Consider the following 15,981-nt stretch of genomic DNA (forward strand, 5'->3'; position numbering starts at 1 on the left):
TCAGCACGCTGAGGAGACATGATGCCCGGCCTTCCGCACCCGCACGACCCCGCCGCCCGCGAGGAGCACGAGCAGCACGGGGCCCACCAGGACACCGCCGCCCCCACCGTGAACTGGGCGCAGTGGGACGAGGCCCGGCGCATCGCCTACGGGCTCCCCCAGACGCTGCCCGAGATCCTGCTGCCGCTCGCGCAGTGCCAGGACGAGATCCTCGCCGAGTCCGTGACCGCCGAGATGCCCGTGCCGCACTACGCCTCCGCCGCCGCGGACGGCTGGGCCGTGGCCGGGGACGGCCCGTGGCGCATCCGCACCCCGCAGCCCGCAGAGACCGACGAGCGCCTGCTACTGACCCTGCCCCCGGAGAAGCGGATGCTGCCCGTGGTGGAGATCGCGGCGGGCGAGGCCACCCACGTGAACACCGGCGACGCCGTCCCCTTCGGCACCACCGCGCTGCTGGAGGCCCACCGGGGGCACGTGGTCCCCGCGGACCCCTCCGTGGAGGTGCCGGCCGGCACCGAGCACGGCCGCAAGGCGGAGGAGGGAGACACCCTCGAGGACGCCACCCCCGCCGCTCCCCTGGTGAAGAACCAGGACGTGCGCGCCGTGGGCGAGGAGATCGAGCAGGGGGACCTGCTGCTGCGCGCCGGGCGCAAGCTCAACCCCGTGCACCTGGGACTCGCCGCGAGCGCCGGGCACGACATGCTCCCGGTACGACGCCGCCCGCGCGTCACCGTGCTGCTCGGCTTCGCCAAAGTGGTGGAGGACGGCATCCCCGGCCCGGGCGAGGTGCGCGACTCCCTCGGCCTGCAGCTGCCCGCCGTGCTGCACGAGCTGGGGGCGAACGTGGACCAGGTCCGTCGCGTGGCCGACGGCGCGCAGGGCACGGTCAACGCGCTGACGGAGTCCCCCATGGGAGCGAACTCGCTCCTGGACGCCCGCGCGGAGATCGTGGTCACCACGGGCGGCACCGGCCACGGCGAGGACGACCACGTCCGCCAGGCGCTCGAGGAGCTGGGCGCACACCTCGTCCTCGACGGTGTGGCCCAGGAGCCCGCGCACGGCGTGATCCTCGCCAAGCTGCCCGACGACGGGCCCGTGGTGCTCGCCCTGCCCGGTTCACCGCTGTCCGCGATGACGGGTCTGCTCACCGTGGGCCACGCCCTGATCTGCGGCGCCACCGGGGACGCCCTGCCCGCCACCCGGCGCGTCACCGCCGGTGCGGCGCTCGGACCCACCGGCAGCACCCGCGTGATCCCCGCCTACCTGCAGGACGGGCGGGTCATCCCCGAGCCCGCGGTGGGCCCGGCGATGCTCTCTGGACTCGCCCACGCGGATGTCCTCCTGGTAGTCCCGGAGGGCGGCATGCACGCCGGCCAGGACATGGAGGTCATCCCGCTGCCCTGGCGGGTGTGACCGGCGCGGCGACGTCGTCGCCTCGCCCTGCCGCCGCAGCCGCAGCCGCTGCAAAAACTCAGCAAGTGCCATTTCGGGCTCCCCGGACGGCACTTGCTGAGTTTTTGCACCTGTGGCGGTTCTCGGTCAGGACGGGGTTGCGCGCTTCGCACAGGCGGCGACCGGCGCGGGAGCACGAGCGAGGCAGGGAACCCGGCGCAGCGGCGTCGTCGCCCCTCTCTGCTGTCGGCGCTGCTGCCGTCACTCGTGCTGCAAAAACTCAGCACGTGCCATTTCAGGCGCCCCGAACGGCACTTGCTGAGTTTTTGCAGGGGTGGTTCTCAGGGGTGGGGGTGCCCGGGGTGGTTGCTCAGCGCCACTTCGGGGCGGGCGGCTGCCACCCGCTCAAGCGGGGCAGGACGTCGTCGGGGCCGTCGGCGACCACCAGCATCTCCCGGTCCTCGGGGCGCACGAAGCCCTCGGTGACCATGTGGTCGAGCATGTCCAGCAGCGGCTGCCAGAACCGGCGCCCGCACAGGCCCACCGGCTTCGCATGTACGCCGAGCTGCTGCCAGGTCCACGCCTCGAAGAACTCGTCCAGGGTCCCTCCGCCGCCGGGCAGGGCGATGAACGCGTCCGCCAGGTCCGCCATGCGCTGCTTGCGCTCGTGCATGGTACGCACCACCTCCAGCTCGCTCAGGCCCGGGTGCGCGATCTCCCCGGAGACCAGGTGCTCGGGCATCACGCCCACCACGCGGCCGCCCGCGTCGAGAGCACCGTCCGCCACGGCACCCATGAGCCCCACCTTGCCGCCGCCGTAGACCACGGTGACTCCGGCGTGGGCGAGCGTGGCTCCGAGGGTCCGGGCCAGCTGCGCGTACTCGGGCGAGGCGCCATCCTTCGCTCCGGTGAACACGGCCACGGAACGGATGACGGGTGAGGTTGCAGTCATGCGGGCCACCCTACCGAGGGGCTCGCACCATCACGGAAGCGCACGTCACTGCCCACTCCGTCGAAAGAGCGCCACCCACCGCCGCCCACTCCATCAAAAGTGCAGCTCTTGACGTCTGGGGCCCGCGAAACGTCAAAAGCTGCACGAGAAATGCGCGGGACGGTGGCGCAGCGGCAGGCGGGGAGCGCCGGACTACGCGTGCGTGGCGAAGAAGATGATCGCCCCGACGATGAACGTGAGCGAGGCCAGCAGCGCGCAGGAGAGCTCCACCAGCATGCCCAGCCCCATGGCCTTCGCAGCGATCCACGAGGTCTCCAGCGCGGTGGTCAGGTTCCTGTTGCGCACGGTCTCCGAGAGCAGCAGACCCAGCACGAAGCCGATGAGCAGCCCCACCACGGGGATCACGAACATGCCGACCACCGCACCGACCACCCCGAAGAGCAGCGTGCGGTTGGGGATGGCCCGGCGTTTCAGGGTGCTGCCGGTCATCACGAGGCTCGCGGACATCCCCGCCACGAGCAGGGTGCCGCCCAGTGCGAGCACCACCCACCCCTCCGGGGCACGCACCACGAACGCCCAGATGAGCAGCCCCACCAGGGCGGTGATGGAGCCGGGCAGCACCGGGACCACGATTCCCACGCAGCCCACGACAATCAGGAGGACGGCCACCACGGTGGCGATGATCTCTGCGGTCACGCAGTCATCGTACGGGCCCGCCCCGGTGAGTCCCGGCCACTCTGACCGACAACACCGTCGGCGCCCACCAGCCGTGGCCGACGACGGGGCTGGTCCTCCTCCCCCCAACGGCGTCGTCGCCGCCGTCACCGCCCCGGCGCCGCGCCCCGGCCTAAAATGGCATGGAAGAAGCCACTTAAAGATCGGATGCACCGTGCCCTCCCCCGCAGCCACTGAGCGCCCCGCCGCCGCGAAGCCCCGTCGCGGGAGGTCCTGGCACCGCACCGCGGGAAAGCCGGTGCGGTGGTGGCTGGTGGCGCTGGTGGTGGTGATCGGGGTGCACCGGTGGATCCCCGAGACCCGCTGGCTCATGGTGCACGTGGTCACGCTGGGGCTGATCACCACGTCCATCATGGTGTGGTCCCAGCACTTCACCGAGGCGCTGCTGCACCACAAGCTCCCGGACACGGACCGACCGCGGCAGATCGTGCGCATCTACGGGGTCACGGCGGGCACGGTGCTGCTGATCGCGGGCATGCTGGGCGGCTGGTGGTGGCTGACGGTCGTGGCGGCCACGGTGATCGGTGCGATGCTCACGTGGCACGGTCTCGCCCTGCTGCGTCAGCTGCGCGAGGCCCTGCCCGCGCGCTTCGGAATCACGGTGCGGTGGTACGCCACGGCGTCCTTCTTCCTCCCCGTGGGTGCCGTCTTCGGCGCGATTCTGGCCCGTGACCTGCCCGCCGAGTGGCACGCGCGGCTGCTGCTGGCCCACCAGGCCGTCAACGTCCTGGGCTTCGTGGGCCTCACGGTCTCCGCCACGCTCCTCACGCTGTGGCCCACCATCCTGCGCACCCGCATGCGCGACGACGCCGTGCGGCTCTCCCGGATCGCCCTGCCCCTGATGGCCGCGGGCAGCCTGCTCAGCGCCCTCTTCGCGCTGACCGGCCACCCCGCGCTGACCGCCGCCGGGCTCGCCCTCTACACCGTGGGTGCCGCGCTGATCGGTGTCCTCATGCTGCGCACCGCCCAACGACGCCGCCCCGAGGGATACATGGGCTGGTCCCTGGCCTCGGGCGTCGCGTGGCTCGTCGTCACCTCCGCCCTCGCAGCCTGGCTCGTGGCGACCCGCGGCCTGGAGACCTCGGTCGCGCAGACCCTGACCGTCCCGTTCGTGGCCGGGTTCCTGGTGCAGACGCTGTTCGGGGCCATGAGCTACATCCTGCCGTCCACCATGGGCGGCGGACCCGCCGCCGTGCGCGCCTCGCTGGCGGCGATGAACCGGGCGGGCGTCTACCGCGCCACGGTCGCCAACCTCTGCATCGCCCTGTTCGCACTGCCCGCGGGCGTCCTGCCCTCGTGGGTCCGCGCGCTGGTCTCCATCGTGGGCGCGGTGGTGCTCGCGGCCTTCATCCCCCTGATGATCTCCTCCGCCAAGGTCTCGGTGGCCGCACGACGCCGCATGGTCGCCGAACGCGCCGCTCGGGCCTCCTCGGCCGAGGACGACGCCGCACCGCACGCGGCTGCCTCACCGTCCCGTCCCGGGCGGGCCGGGTCAGTACCGACGCCCGGCTCCTCGGGCGAGGCGGAGCCAGCGAACGCGGGGCACGGCGGGAGCTCGTCCCGGGGCGCCCCGACCCAGCGGGAGGGTGACGGCTCCGCGAGACGACAGAGCGCCGCGTCGTCGTCGGCGGGCGGGGCCTCCCCCCTCACGCAGCTGCTGGCCGGCGTGCTCACCGTGGTGCTCGCCGTGGCGGCGGGGATCGCGATTGCTCCGCAGTCCGCAGGGTTCTCGCTCTCGGGCGGCGGCGGGTCCGCCGCGGAGGGCACCGGGGAGACCACCGAGGTGACGATGCATGCCCGCGAGGACATGCGTTTCGACCCCTCCGAGATCCGTGTGCCCCGGGGCAACCGGCTGGTCATCACCCTGGTCAACGAGGACCCCTCGATGGTGCACGACCTCGTCTTCGCCAACGGCGCGACCTCCGGACGGCTCGATCCCGGAGCCACCGCCACGGTGGGCGTGGGAGTCGTGACCGATCCCCTGGACGGGTGGTGCTCGGTGATCGGGCACCGCTCCATGGGCATGACCGTGAACGTGGTCCCCGTGGACGAGAACGGCCAGGCGGTGTCCGGCGACGGAACGCACGACCACTCGTCGGCTGCGGGCGGCGCGGCAGGCTCGGGCACCGCTGCCGGTTCGGAGGCGGATCCCGCGCAGTCGGCAGACCTGAATGCCGCCCCGGGGAAGGGTTTCACCACCCGCTCCCCGGTGCTGGAACCGGCTTCCGAGGAGACCGTGCACCGCGTGACGCTGGACGTCCAGGAGGTGGCCCGCGAGGTGGCGCCCGGCGTCACGATGGACGCGTGGACCTACAACGGCCAGTACATGGGACCCACGCTGCGGGGAAAGGTGGGTGACACGTTCGAGGTCACCCTGGAGAACCACGGATCCATGGGCCACTCGGTGGACTTCCACGCCGGGGACGTCTCCCCGGACGAGCCCATGCGCACGATCGCCCCGGGCGAGTCGCTGGTCTACCGCTTCAAGGCCCAGCGCTCCGGGATCTGGCTCTACCACTGCTCGTCCATGCCCATGAGCACGCATGTCGCCGCGGGCATGTTCGGTGCGGTGGTCATCGACCCGCCGGACCTGCCGGCCGTGGACCGCGAGTACCTGCTCGTGCAGAACGAGACCTACCTCTCCGCCCCGGACGAGAACCAGCCGGACGTGCCGGAGGGCGCGGGCGCCGTCGTCGACCCGGAGAAGATCAAGACCGGGCAGCCCACGTTCACGATGTTCAACGGCCACGCCACCCAGTACATGCACGCGCCGTTGACCGCCCGCCCGGACGAACGCGTGCGGATCTGGGTGCTCGCGGCCGGGCCGTCCAAGGGGCTGAGCTTCCACGTGGTGGGCGGCCAGTTCGACACCGTCTACAAGGAGGGCGCCTACCAGCTCACCCCGTCCGCCACGAACAACCCCGGTGGAACGGGCGGCGCCCAGGCCCTGGACCTCGCCTCGGCGCAGGGCGGGTTCGTGGAGCTGAGCTTCCCCGAGGCGGGCACCTACACGTTCGTGAACCACTCCTTCGCGGAAGCGGAACGGGGTGCGAAGGGCCTCATCCGCGTGGCGGACTGAGCGACGGCGCGGCACACGGCCCCGCGGCCCCGCACCACTCGGTGCAGACGCCGCGGGGCCGCTGATTCCTGTCAGGCGGTCACACCTGCGGGATGGTGATGACCTGTCCCGCGCGGATGGTGTGCAGCGAGATCCGGTCCCGGTTCGCCTGGTACAGCTGCGCCACGGTCACGCCAGAGCGCTGCGCGATGGAGCCGAGGGTGTCCCCGGGCTGCACGGTGTACTGCCCCGCACCGATCGTCCCGGTGCCGTTGTCGACGGGCGCGAAGCCGGATCCTCCCGCACCGTTGGCTGCACCGGAGCCGCCCGCACCAGCCGCGTCGGAACCACCGGCCGCGCTACCGCCCGTACCGTTCGTTCCGCCGGACGCACCAGAGCCGCCCGCAGCCCCGCTCGATCCGTCGGACCCCGCGGCACCGCCAGCAGCACCGCCCGCGGCGGCACCTCCCTGACCGGATCCGTCACCGGAGGCACCCGAGCCGTCCTGCGAACCGCTGCCCGCGGCTCCGTCGGCCTGGCCGGAGCCGTCGGAGGATGCCCCACCGGCTGCGCCGTCGCCCGCCGCGCCCGAGGCCCCGTCAGAGGCGCCGTCCGACGCCCCGTCGGACGCCCCCGCCGAGGCACCGTCGGAAGCGCCGCCCGATGCCCCCGCCGATGCCTGTCCGCTCGCCGCCCCGGAGGCCGCGGAAGACGAGGCGGACGCCGAGCCCGAGGCGGCGTCGTCGGCGTCCCCGCCCTGGCTGCACCCGGTGAGCACGAGCGCACCCGCCACGGCGAGCGGTGCAAGTCCCTTGAGGATCCTCTGGTTCATGTTCTCTCCCAACGCCGAGGGCAACCCGAGCGGCCACCCGGTATGATACCCGTCACGCTACCGCACGGGCGTGAAGAAGCCCGGGCGGCGGCTCCATGAACCACCACCCGGGCTTCCACCGGTACGCGCCCCGCGACGTCACGCCACGACGACGTCACGCGCGGGTCACACCGCCGCGATCAGTCCGTCAGCGCACCGCGCAGGGTCCGCAGCGCCACGGACAGTGCCGCGAGCTCGGAGCCGAAGTCGTCGGTGTCGGACATGGACTCGATCTCGTCGAGCACCTCGCGCAGCCGCTCGAGCCGGTCCGCGTTCTCGTGCTCCCACGCACGGACCTTCTCGGAGGCGTCCGCGCCCGGCGTCTCGAGCACCTGCGCGGCGATCGAGACGAGGGTCGCGTAGAGGTCCTCGCGCATCGCGATCCGCGCCATGTTCTCCCACCGCGTGGTCTGCGGCAGCGCGCTGATGCGGTTGAGCAGGTTCTCGAGCCCGTAGCGGTCGTAGAGCGTGAAGTACACGCGCGCGACCATCTGCACGCTCACGCCGTCCTCGTTCGTGGCGGCGAGCGCCTCCCGGGACGACGACGCCGCGCCGTCGGGCCCCACGCCCACCTCGCCCTCGGGGCCGGTGAGGCCCTGGGACTCCGCGAGCCGGGCGACGTCGAGCAGGGCGTAGGCGTCGAGCAGCTCGGCCCACTCCACGGCGAGGTCCCGGGGCACGCCCTGCCGCTCGGCCAGCTCGGCCTCCGCGCGGGTGCGCTCCTGCGACTCGGTGCTCATCAGCTGCTCGGTCCCGAAGCGCATGCGCACCACGGGCCGGTAGGTGTTCACGAGCTCCTGGATGTCCGAGTCCGCGATCTGACGGTGCAGGAACCACCGGACCACGCGGTCCAGCAGACGGCGCATCCTCAGGGACATCCGGTTCCACAGTTCCAGGGGCACGTCCGCGCCCAGGTGGGCGTGCTGGTGCGCGTAGTCCCGCAGCTCGAAGATCTCCATGGCCGCCACGAACGCGCGCGCCATGTCCGCGAGGTCCGCGCCGGAGTCGTCCACCACGCGGTACGCGAAGGCGATGCCGCCGTAGTTGACGATCTGGTTGGCCACGACCGTGGAGATGATCTCCTTGCGCAGCGGGTGGGTCTCCAGCTCGTCTCCGAAGCGCTCCCGGATCTGCGCCGGGAAGTACTGCGAGAGCGTGCCGTGGAACCACGGGTCCTCGGCGAGGTCGCTGTCCACGAGCGCCTTGGTGAGCTGGATCTTCGAGTACGCCGTCAGCACGGAGAGCTCCGGGCCCGTGAGGGGCTCGTTCTGCGTGGCGCGCTCCCGCAGCTGCTCGTCCGAGGGCAGGAACTCCAGCTCTCGGTTGAGGTCCGCGGTCTCCTCGAGCCAGTGCATGAGGCGGATGAACGTCTCGGTGAACTCGACGCCGCGGGCGCGCTCGGTGGTCAGCAGCACGTTCTGCGCCACGTTGGTGCGCAGCACGAGCTCGGCCACCTCATCCGTCATGGACTCGATGAACTCGGCGCGCTCCTCCGGGGAGAGCAGCCCGGCCTGGACCATGCCGTCCACGAGGATCTTGATGTTCACCTCGCGGTCGGAGGACTCCACGCCGCCGGAGTTGTCGATCGCGTCCGTGTTGACCAGCACCCCGTTCAGCGCGGCCTCGATGCGGCCCAGCTGGGTGAGCCCCAGGTTGCCGCCCTCGCCCACGACCTTCACGCGCAGGTCCTCGCCGTTGACGCGGATGGCGTCGTTGGCCTTGTCACCGACCTCCTGGTTGGTCTCCGAGGAGGCCTTCACGTAGGTGCCGATGCCGCCGTTGTAGAGCAGGTCAGCCGGGGCCAGCAGCACGCGGCGCACGAGCTCCTGCGGGCTCAGGGACTCCACGCCGTCCTCGATGCCCAGCGCCTCGCGCACCTGCGGGGTGATGGGCACGGACTTGTCCCGGCGCGAGTACACGCCGCCGCCCTCGGAGATCACGTCCCGGTCGAAGTCCTGCCACGAGGTGCGCCCGGCGGTGAACAGCCGTTCGCGCTCCTGGTAGGAGGCCGCGGCGTCCGGGGTGGGGTCCAGGAACACGTCCCGGTGGTCGAAGGCGGCAATCAGGTGGATGTGCTCGGAGAGCAGCATGCCGTTGCCGAACACGTCCCCGGACATGTCGCCCACGCCCACCACGGTGAACGCCTCGGACTGGGTGTCCACGCCCAGCTCGAAGAAGTGGCGCTTGACGGACTCCCACGCGCCGCGGGCGGTGATGCCCATGGCCTTGTGGTCGTAGCCCACGGACCCGCCGGACGCGAACGCGTCACCGAGCCAGAAGCCGCGCTCCAGGGAGATCGCGTTGGCGGTGTCGGAGAACGCCGCGGTGCCCTTGTCCGCGGCGACCACCAGGTAGGAGTCGTCGCCGTCGCGGCGCACCACGTTCTCGGGGTGCACCACGGTGTCCCCGGCCTCGCCGGAGGTCTCGGCCGGCCCGCTCGCGCCACCCCCGGAGCCCGGGGTGGCGTCCCCGCGGGACGACGACGCCGTGTCCTGCGCGGCGCCGGTCTCAGCCTCGCGCTCGATGTTGTCGGTGACGTCCAACAGGGAGGCGATGAACAGCTTGTAGGACTCCCGACCCTCGGTCAGCCAGCCCTCGCGGTCGGTCGCGGGGTCCGGCAGCTGCTTGGGGAAGAAGCCGCCCTTGGCCCCCGTGGGCACGATGACGGCGTTCTTGACCATCTGCGCCTTCACGAGCCCGAGCACCTCCGTGCGGAAGTCCTCGCGGCGGTCGGACCACCGCAGCCCGCCGCGGGCCACCTGGCCGAAGCGCAGGTGCGTTCCCTCCACGCGCGGGGACCAGACCCAGATCTCGTAGGCCGGGCGGGGCTGGGGTGCGGCCGGGATGGCCCCGGGGTCCAGCTTGAACGCCATGGTGGGCCGCTGCTGGAACACGTTCGTGCGCAGGGTCGCGGAGACCACGTCCGCGAGCGCACGGAACAGGCGGTCCGCGTCCAGGCTCGGGACGCCGTCCAGCACGGCGCCCAGTCGCTCGAGTGCCGCGTCCCGGGCGGCCTCGCGAGCAGCGTCGTCGTCCCCGAAGCGCTGCGGGTCGAAGCTCGCCGAGAACAGCTCGGAGATCTCCGCGGTGGCCTCCGGGTAGGCCACGAGGGTGTCCGCGATGTACTCGAAGGAGTTGGAGTAGCCGAGCTGCAGCAGGTAGCGCACGTATGCGCGCAGCACCGCCACGGAGCGCCAGTCCATGCGCTCCGTGAGCACCAGACGGTCCAGGCTGTCCGACTCCGAGCGCCCGGAGAGCACCGCGCACAGCGTGTCCTCGATCAGATCCTCGGTCTTCGCGTCCTCGGGACCCGCCGGGTCCACGCCCGCAGGCAGCTCCACGCCGAAGTCGTAGAGCTGGAACTCGCGCCCGTCCGCCGGGGTCACCGTGTAGGGGCGCTGGTCCAGCACCCGCAGGCCCAGGTTGTGCAGCAGTGGCAGCAGCTCCGTCAGGGACAGGGCCTGCGTGAGATAGATGTTCAGCCGCACCTGGCCGCCGGTCTCGGCCACCCGGACCTCCGCGGGCAGGTCACTGTCACGGCCCCACAGTTCCTCGCAGCGGCGCAGGTCCTGGATGGCCTCCTCGATCTCGTAGTCCTCGCGGTAGGAGCCGGGGAACGCCTCCGCCCACATGGTGCTCAGGGAGAGCGCGTGCTCGGCGTCGAACTCCAGGCCGATGGCCCGGTCCAGGGACTCCGGCCAGGAGCGCACCGCCGCGCGCAGCCGAGACTCGAGCTCCTCGTGGTCGAACTCGCGCACCTCGCCCGTGTAGGGCAGGCGGATCCGGAAGAACACGCGGGCCAGAGAGGAGGACGTCAGGCGCACCTCGAAGTCGATGGCCTCGGCGTCGAAGGCCTCGAAGAGCTGGGCCTCGATGCGCTGGCGTACGGACGTGTTGTACCGGTCACGGGGCAGGTAGACCACCGCGGACATGAAGCGCCCGAAAGTGTCCTGGCGCAGGAACAGCCGGGTCTGGCGGCGCTCGTTGAGCCCGAGCACCCCGCTGGCCGTCTCACAGAGCTCCTCCGCGGACATGTGGAAGAGCTCGTCCCGCGGGTAGTCCTCGATGATGCCCATGAGGTCACGGGCGGAGTGCGAGTCCGGCAGGAAACCGAAGTCCCGGACCACCCGCTCCACCTTCTCCTTCACCAGCGGCGTGAGCTGGGCGGGCACCGAGTACGCGTGGCGGGAGAACAGCCCCAGGATCAGGTACTCGCCGTTCACTTCACCGTCCTGGCCGAACGTGCGCACCCCGATGTAGTCCAGGTACTCCCGGCGGTGGATCGAGGAACGCCGGTTCGCCTTGGTCACGAAGACCACCTGGTGGTCCCGCGCGTGGAGGCTGCCCAGGCCCGTGAGCCGCTGGGCGTGGCCCTCCTGGCCGCGCTCGCGCAGCAGGCCGAGGCCGGTGTCCGGGCGGGAGTGCAGCACGGCGTCGTCGCCGTCCGACTCGAGGTCGTAGCGCTTGATGCCCATGAAGACGAAATTGCCGTCCCGCAGCCACTCGAGGAAGTCCTTGGCGGCCTGGACGTCCGGCAGCTGCGAGCCGTCCGGGAAAGTGAGCTCCTCGAGGGGGTCCAGCGACGCCGCAATCACCCCGGCCTCTTGCAGCATGGCCACCTGGTCCTCGGACACCCGAGTCACGTCCGCCACGAGCTTCTCGATGTGGCGCTGCAGCTCTCCACGCGCGGACTCGTCCAGCGAGCGGTGCAGCTCCATGCGGATCCAGGACTCCACGGCAATCTGGGTGTCCCCGCCCGCCGCGGCTTCCCCCACCAGGTCCCGGGTCAACGGGATGGCCGTGGTGTCGCCGGAGGAGACTGCGGAGATGTTGGGCACGCGCTCCAGTGCGGTGAGCTCGTGCGAGGCGGCGTCCCGCGAGGCCAGCAGCAAGGGGTGCAGCACGAGCTCCGCGCCGCCCCAGTTCGCCGCGATCTCCGTGGTCAGCGTGGAGACCAGGAACGGCATGTCCGTGGTGACCATGTACAGCACCGTCTGGCCGTGGTCCTCCCGGACCTGGATGCACAGGCGGTCCGAACCACGGACCCGCCCCACCTCGCGGTGGGTCTCCGCTCGCTCGGTGAGCACCTGCACGTCCGCGCCCGCCACGTCCGCGTCCGGCACGGAGCGGTAGTACTCGTTGATCCACGACTGCGCGCCTCTCCACTGCGGTCGCGTCCACACTGTGGGGATGACCTGTGTGGTGTCTGGAGGAGGGGTCACTGCTGCATCACGCCTTTTGACTCGTCGAGTTGGTGGTAACTCCACGGCGTGGCACGTGACGCCCGGTCGGGCACCACGGACGGCGCACACGGGACCGCTGCCGGGCCCCGTCCGTCCGTCTCGCTCACGGCCACACTGCCGCATACGCCCCTAACCCTAGGGCCCCGGGAGCACGCGGGCCAGGAAGCGGGTCCGGCGGGCACCTGCATTGCAGAGACCTACACTCTTCCGGGCGCCGATCTGCGCCTTCCCCTCTTGCGGATCCCCGGCACACCGGTTCCACCGCGCACCAGCCGTGCCCGTGGCCGCGAGAGAGCTGAGCACCCATGAGCAACGAGACACCCGCGGAGGTGGTGACGGCGGCCGTCGCCTCCGGCACGGCCAAGGCCACCGAACCCTCCGCAGCTCTCGTGCTGTTCCCGGCCGGGATCACCATCGTGATCCTCATGGTCATGGGGCTGCTCACCGGCGGTTTCGCCCTGACGCCCCTGGCCGCAATGCGCGGTCGCGTGCCCTGGTCCGCTGTGGGCCGCTGCATTCTCCTGGTCGCCATCGGCAAGATCGCCGCCATCTGGCTGCCCGTCATGGCGTTCTACGGCCTGGGCTTCAAGCGCGCCGTGGTCGACTTCTTCGTGGTTCCCGTGGGCATGCTCCACCGGGAATCACCGCGGTGCGATGGTTCAGCCGCGGGACTCCTCGGCGCTGGCCGCGGCCACCTCGGCGGAGGTGACGTCCAGGACCTCACCGTTGGCCAGGCTGTGCAGCTGGGTGCCGCGGATCCGGTCCACCGTGAGACGGATGATCGTCCCATGCGCCACCACCATCACGTTCTTGCCCGGGTGGTCCCGGATGATCTGCTGCAGCACCGCGATGCCACGCCGGATCACGTCCTCGGCGGTCTCGCCGTGGTGCTCCATGAAGGCGTGGCGCTCGTCATCGGACATGCCCGTGCAGTCGTAGCCCTCGGCGTCCCCGAAGGCACGCTCCACGAGGTCCTCGTACGTGCCGGACAGCGTCAGCCCGAGCTGCTCGCCGATCAGCTGCGCGGTCTCCCGTGCCCGTGCCAGCGGGGACGAGACGAGCACGTCCCAGTGCCGTCCGGAGGCGGCGAGTTCACGGCCGACCTCGCGCGCCTGCTCCCGGCCGGTCTCGTTGAGGGGGATGTCGGAACGGCCCTGCAGCCGCCCCTGCAGGTTCCAGTCGGTCTGGCCGTGGCGGATCAGTGTCAGGGTCGTTTCAGTCACCCGCCCAACCTACCCCCGTGCGCAGACAGGCCCGGCGGCGTCGTCGTGCCGTACCGACGTAATGCATCGTCAGGCCGTGCAGCGACGCCGCCTCAAGCACCGGCACCGCCCCCGAACCGGCGACCCGCCCTCAGACGCGCGGGTCCTCCTGCGTCTCGATGTCCACGCGCTCCTTGCGCAGAGTGTCCTCCACGACCTCCGTGTGCTCCACGCGCCGGGCGACGAGCCGCACCCGCTGGTAGGGCACCCGCACGGTCTGCACCACGGGCTCGGTGCGGTAGAGGATGACCTCGTCCTCCCCGACCGCCAGCTCCCGTCCGTCCAGGAACGCCTGGCGCTCCTCGGCCGTGACGGCGGTGCGCACCACGTCCGGCTCCTCGGCGGCCACGGTGACCTCCTGGCGCACGGGCTCGCTCACCACGTACTTGCGCAGCCGGGCGCGGCCCGTCTGCTCCTGCTCGCGGTGGATCACGAGCCGCTCCTCGTGGCGGACCACCGAGGCGGCGTCGCGCTCCGTGGCGTCCGAGTGGTGCGGCCCATGCGGGGTCTGTCCCGGCGTGGTGTTCTGTGCTGCCATCGTGTCCTCCAGAGGGCCAGAGAGAGTGTACGACCGAGACTATCAGCAGGGTTCCTGCGGGCCCCGCGCATGTAGCATTCTTAAACCCTGACGGGCCACGGGAGGATGCTGGGATGAGTTACTCGGACGACGGCAACGGATACTTCACACGAGCCCTGGACGCGGAGGACCGCGGTGACCACGCCCTCGCGGAGACCGCGTACCGCCAGGCCATCGAGCTGTTCCGCGAGGGTGAGGGCACCGAGCGGGAGCTCGCCGCGTGCCACTACAACCTGGGCCACGTCTACGTGGTCACGGAGCAGACCAGCAGGGCGGTCGTGGAGTACGGCAAGGCACTGGAGCACTTCGCCGGGCTGGAGGACAGCGGCAGGCACAAGGCGCGCGCCCACCTGATTCTGGGCTCACTGCTCGTGGAGACCGGGGACCTGCGCGCCGCGGAGGACCATCTCCTGGACACCCTCGGCCAGTACCTGGACGCGCCCCACGACCCGAGGGACCAGGCGGACTGCTACGTCAACCTGGCCCGCGTCTACCGCGCGACCCGCCGCCCCACCCAGGCCGTCACCGCCTACAACCGGGCCGTGGACTTCTACCAGGAGGACCCGGAGACCTTCAGGGACCGCTCTGACTGCTTCACCGAGCTCGGCTCCCTCTACGAGAGCACCGGCAAGCTGGACGAGTCCGCGGCGGCCTTCGCGGAGGCCGCCCGGCTGCGGCGCGCCGCCGAGCAGCAGTGGGGCCGCGCGTGAGCTCCCCGCTGGTCTACGGCTGCATGAACCTGGGCGGCTCGTGGGGTCAGACGGAGATTCCCGCGGCCCAGTACGACGTCGCCCGCGACGCCGTCCACGCCGCCCACCGCGCCGGGATCACCCTGTTCGACCACGCGGACATCTACGTGGGCGGGGACTCCGAGACCGTGTTCGGGCGGATCCTCGCGGAGGACGAGTCCCTGCGGCGCTCGGTGCGGATCCAGACCAAGTGCGGGATCAAGCTCCCCGGGAACACCGGCCCGGCGGGCTCCCCGGCGCACTACCGGCTGGACCGGGACTCGATCCGCTCCTCCCTGGAGGGGTCCCTGCGCCGGCTGGGGGTGGACCGTGTGGAGCGGCTGTTCCTGCACCGCCCGGACCCCCTCACCCCGCTGGGTGAGACCGCCCGTGCGCTGGACGAGCTGCACCGGGAGGGGCTGATCGGCTCGGTGGGGCTCTCCAACATGACGTCCCACCACGTCGCCGCTCTGCAGCAGCTGATGTGCGTACCGCTGAGCGCGGTGCAGATCCAGATGAGCCTCGAGCACCGGGACTTCGTGGAGTCCCAGGTGCTCGCCAACCACCCGGACGGTGCAACGGTCTCCTTCCCCCAGGGGCTGCTCGCGCAGTGCGTTGCGGACGGCATCGAGATCCAGGCGTGGGGTGCCCTGGCCGGTGGGGCGTACTCCGGTGCGCCCGCGCCGTCGTCCGGGGACGGGTCCGCGACGTCGACGGTGGACCGTGACGCCGCGCGTGACGTGGTCGACAGCGCTGGCTGCACGACGGCGACGTCACCGGGGGAGCGCACGAGCGCGCTCGTCGCCGACCTCGCCGCGCGCATGGACCTCTCCCCCGAGGCCGTGGTGGTGGGGTGGTTGCTGCGCCACCCGTACGGCATCCGGCCCGTGGTCGGAACGCTGAATCCGCAACGGATCGCGGCGTGCGCGCAGGCGCCCCGAGCCGCTGAGCTGATGAGCCACGAGGACTGGTACGCGCTGTGGACCGCCGCGCGCGGCCGCCCGCTGCCCTGAGGGGCTCCCCACGTCTGCGCCCTGCGTCGGTCGGCGACGGCGCTGCGCCCGTCTCCGGTGCGCACCCGGCGGACCGTGGCGAGAGGGCTCGAGGTCCCCGCGCCGAGGCCCCGCGGCGCCGACCACGGGAGCGTCCCACCGTCACCCAAC

Annotated in this window: 10 protein-coding genes; 4 read left to right on the forward strand and 6 right to left on the reverse strand. The window is 71.7% G+C overall.

Annotation, left to right across the window (positions count from 1 at the left end; translation table 11 throughout):
- Positions 1–18: 18 nt before the first annotated feature.
- Positions 19–1,413: a molybdopterin molybdotransferase MoeA gene (locus ABD264_RS12190; protein ID WP_344206296.1), complete on the forward strand. Its 1,395-nt coding sequence runs from the start codon at positions 19–21 to the stop codon at positions 1,411–1,413.
- Positions 1,414–1,762: 349 nt separating this feature from the next.
- Here ABD264_RS12190 and ABD264_RS12195 read toward each other — a convergent pair whose 3' ends face one another.
- Positions 1,763–2,344: an LOG family protein gene (locus ABD264_RS12195; protein ID WP_295108283.1), complete on the reverse strand. Its 582-nt coding sequence runs from the start codon at positions 2,342–2,344 to the stop codon at positions 1,763–1,765.
- Between the two features lie 192 nt (positions 2,345–2,536).
- A complete protein-coding gene (locus tag ABD264_RS12200; RefSeq protein WP_145011145.1) occupies positions 2,537–3,040 on the reverse strand; it encodes a DUF456 domain-containing protein in 504 nt (167 codons plus the stop codon).
- A 193-nt stretch (positions 3,041–3,233) separates the two neighbouring features.
- Here ABD264_RS12200 and ABD264_RS12205 point away from each other — a divergent pair, with 193 nt between their 5' ends.
- The gene (locus tag ABD264_RS12205; RefSeq protein ID WP_344206299.1) at positions 3,234–6,158 is read left to right on the forward strand and encodes a multicopper oxidase domain-containing protein; all 2,925 of its coding nucleotides are present in this window, start codon (positions 3,234–3,236) and stop codon (positions 6,156–6,158) included.
- A gap of 79 nt (positions 6,159–6,237) precedes the next feature.
- On the opposite strand, the gene ABD264_RS12210 is transcribed toward ABD264_RS12205, so the two are convergent.
- From ABD264_RS12210 to ABD264_RS12225, 4 genes are all read right to left on the reverse strand, one after another.
- Positions 6,238–6,969, reverse strand: coding sequence for a LysM peptidoglycan-binding domain-containing protein (locus ABD264_RS12210; protein WP_144943276.1), 732 nt, complete (start codon positions 6,967–6,969; stop codon positions 6,238–6,240).
- 179 nt (positions 6,970–7,148) lie between these two features.
- Entirely contained in the window at positions 7,149–12,230 is a 5,082-nt protein-coding gene (locus tag ABD264_RS12215; RefSeq protein ID WP_344206302.1) for an NAD-glutamate dehydrogenase, read from the reverse strand.
- Positions 12,231–12,910: 680 nt separating this feature from the next.
- Positions 12,911–13,474, reverse strand: a complete 564-nt coding sequence (locus tag ABD264_RS12220; protein WP_055084075.1) for a histidine phosphatase family protein — start codon at positions 13,472–13,474, stop codon at positions 12,911–12,913.
- A gap of 130 nt (positions 13,475–13,604) precedes the next feature.
- The gene (locus tag ABD264_RS12225; protein ID WP_303106291.1) at positions 13,605–14,051 is read right to left on the reverse strand and encodes a YsnF/AvaK domain-containing protein; all 447 of its coding nucleotides are present in this window, start codon (positions 14,049–14,051) and stop codon (positions 13,605–13,607) included.
- A 113-nt stretch (positions 14,052–14,164) separates the two neighbouring features.
- Between ABD264_RS12225 and ABD264_RS12230 the strand changes: the two genes are divergently transcribed.
- Both ABD264_RS12230 and ABD264_RS12235 read left to right on the forward strand, forming a co-directional pair.
- A complete protein-coding gene (locus tag ABD264_RS12230) occupies positions 14,165–14,800 on the forward strand; it encodes a tetratricopeptide repeat protein (protein ID WP_303106290.1) in 636 nt (211 codons plus the stop codon).
- Positions 14,797–15,831 carry an aldo/keto reductase gene (locus tag ABD264_RS12235; protein WP_303106289.1) on the forward strand — a complete coding sequence of 345 codons (1,035 nt, stop codon included), beginning with the start codon at positions 14,797–14,799 and terminating at the stop codon, positions 15,829–15,831. Before ABD264_RS12230 ends, ABD264_RS12235 begins: the two co-directional genes overlap by 4 nt.
- Positions 15,832–15,981: the final 150 nt, after the last annotated feature.

Source organism: Kocuria salsicia (genome assembly GCF_039532055.1).
In the GTDB taxonomy this organism is placed as follows: domain Bacteria; phylum Actinomycetota; class Actinomycetes; order Actinomycetales; family Micrococcaceae; genus Kocuria; species Kocuria salsicia.

Excerpts from the sequence above, each read along its gene's own strand:
- ABD264_RS12190 (WP_344206296.1), top strand. The coding sequence starts at position 19 with ATGATGCCCGGCCTTCCGCACCCGCACGACCCCGCCGCCCGCGAGGAG.
- ABD264_RS12225 (WP_303106291.1), bottom strand. The coding sequence starts at position 14,051 with ATGGCAGCACAGAACACCACGCCGGGACAGACCCCGCATGGGCCGCAC.
- ABD264_RS12210 (WP_144943276.1), bottom strand. The coding sequence starts at position 6,969 with ATGAACCAGAGGATCCTCAAGGGACTTGCACCGCTCGCCGTGGCGGGT.
- ABD264_RS12195 (WP_295108283.1), bottom strand. The coding sequence starts at position 2,344 with ATGACTGCAACCTCACCCGTCATCCGTTCCGTGGCCGTGTTCACCGGA.
- ABD264_RS12230 (WP_303106290.1), top strand. The coding sequence starts at position 14,165 with ATGAGTTACTCGGACGACGGCAACGGATACTTCACACGAGCCCTGGAC.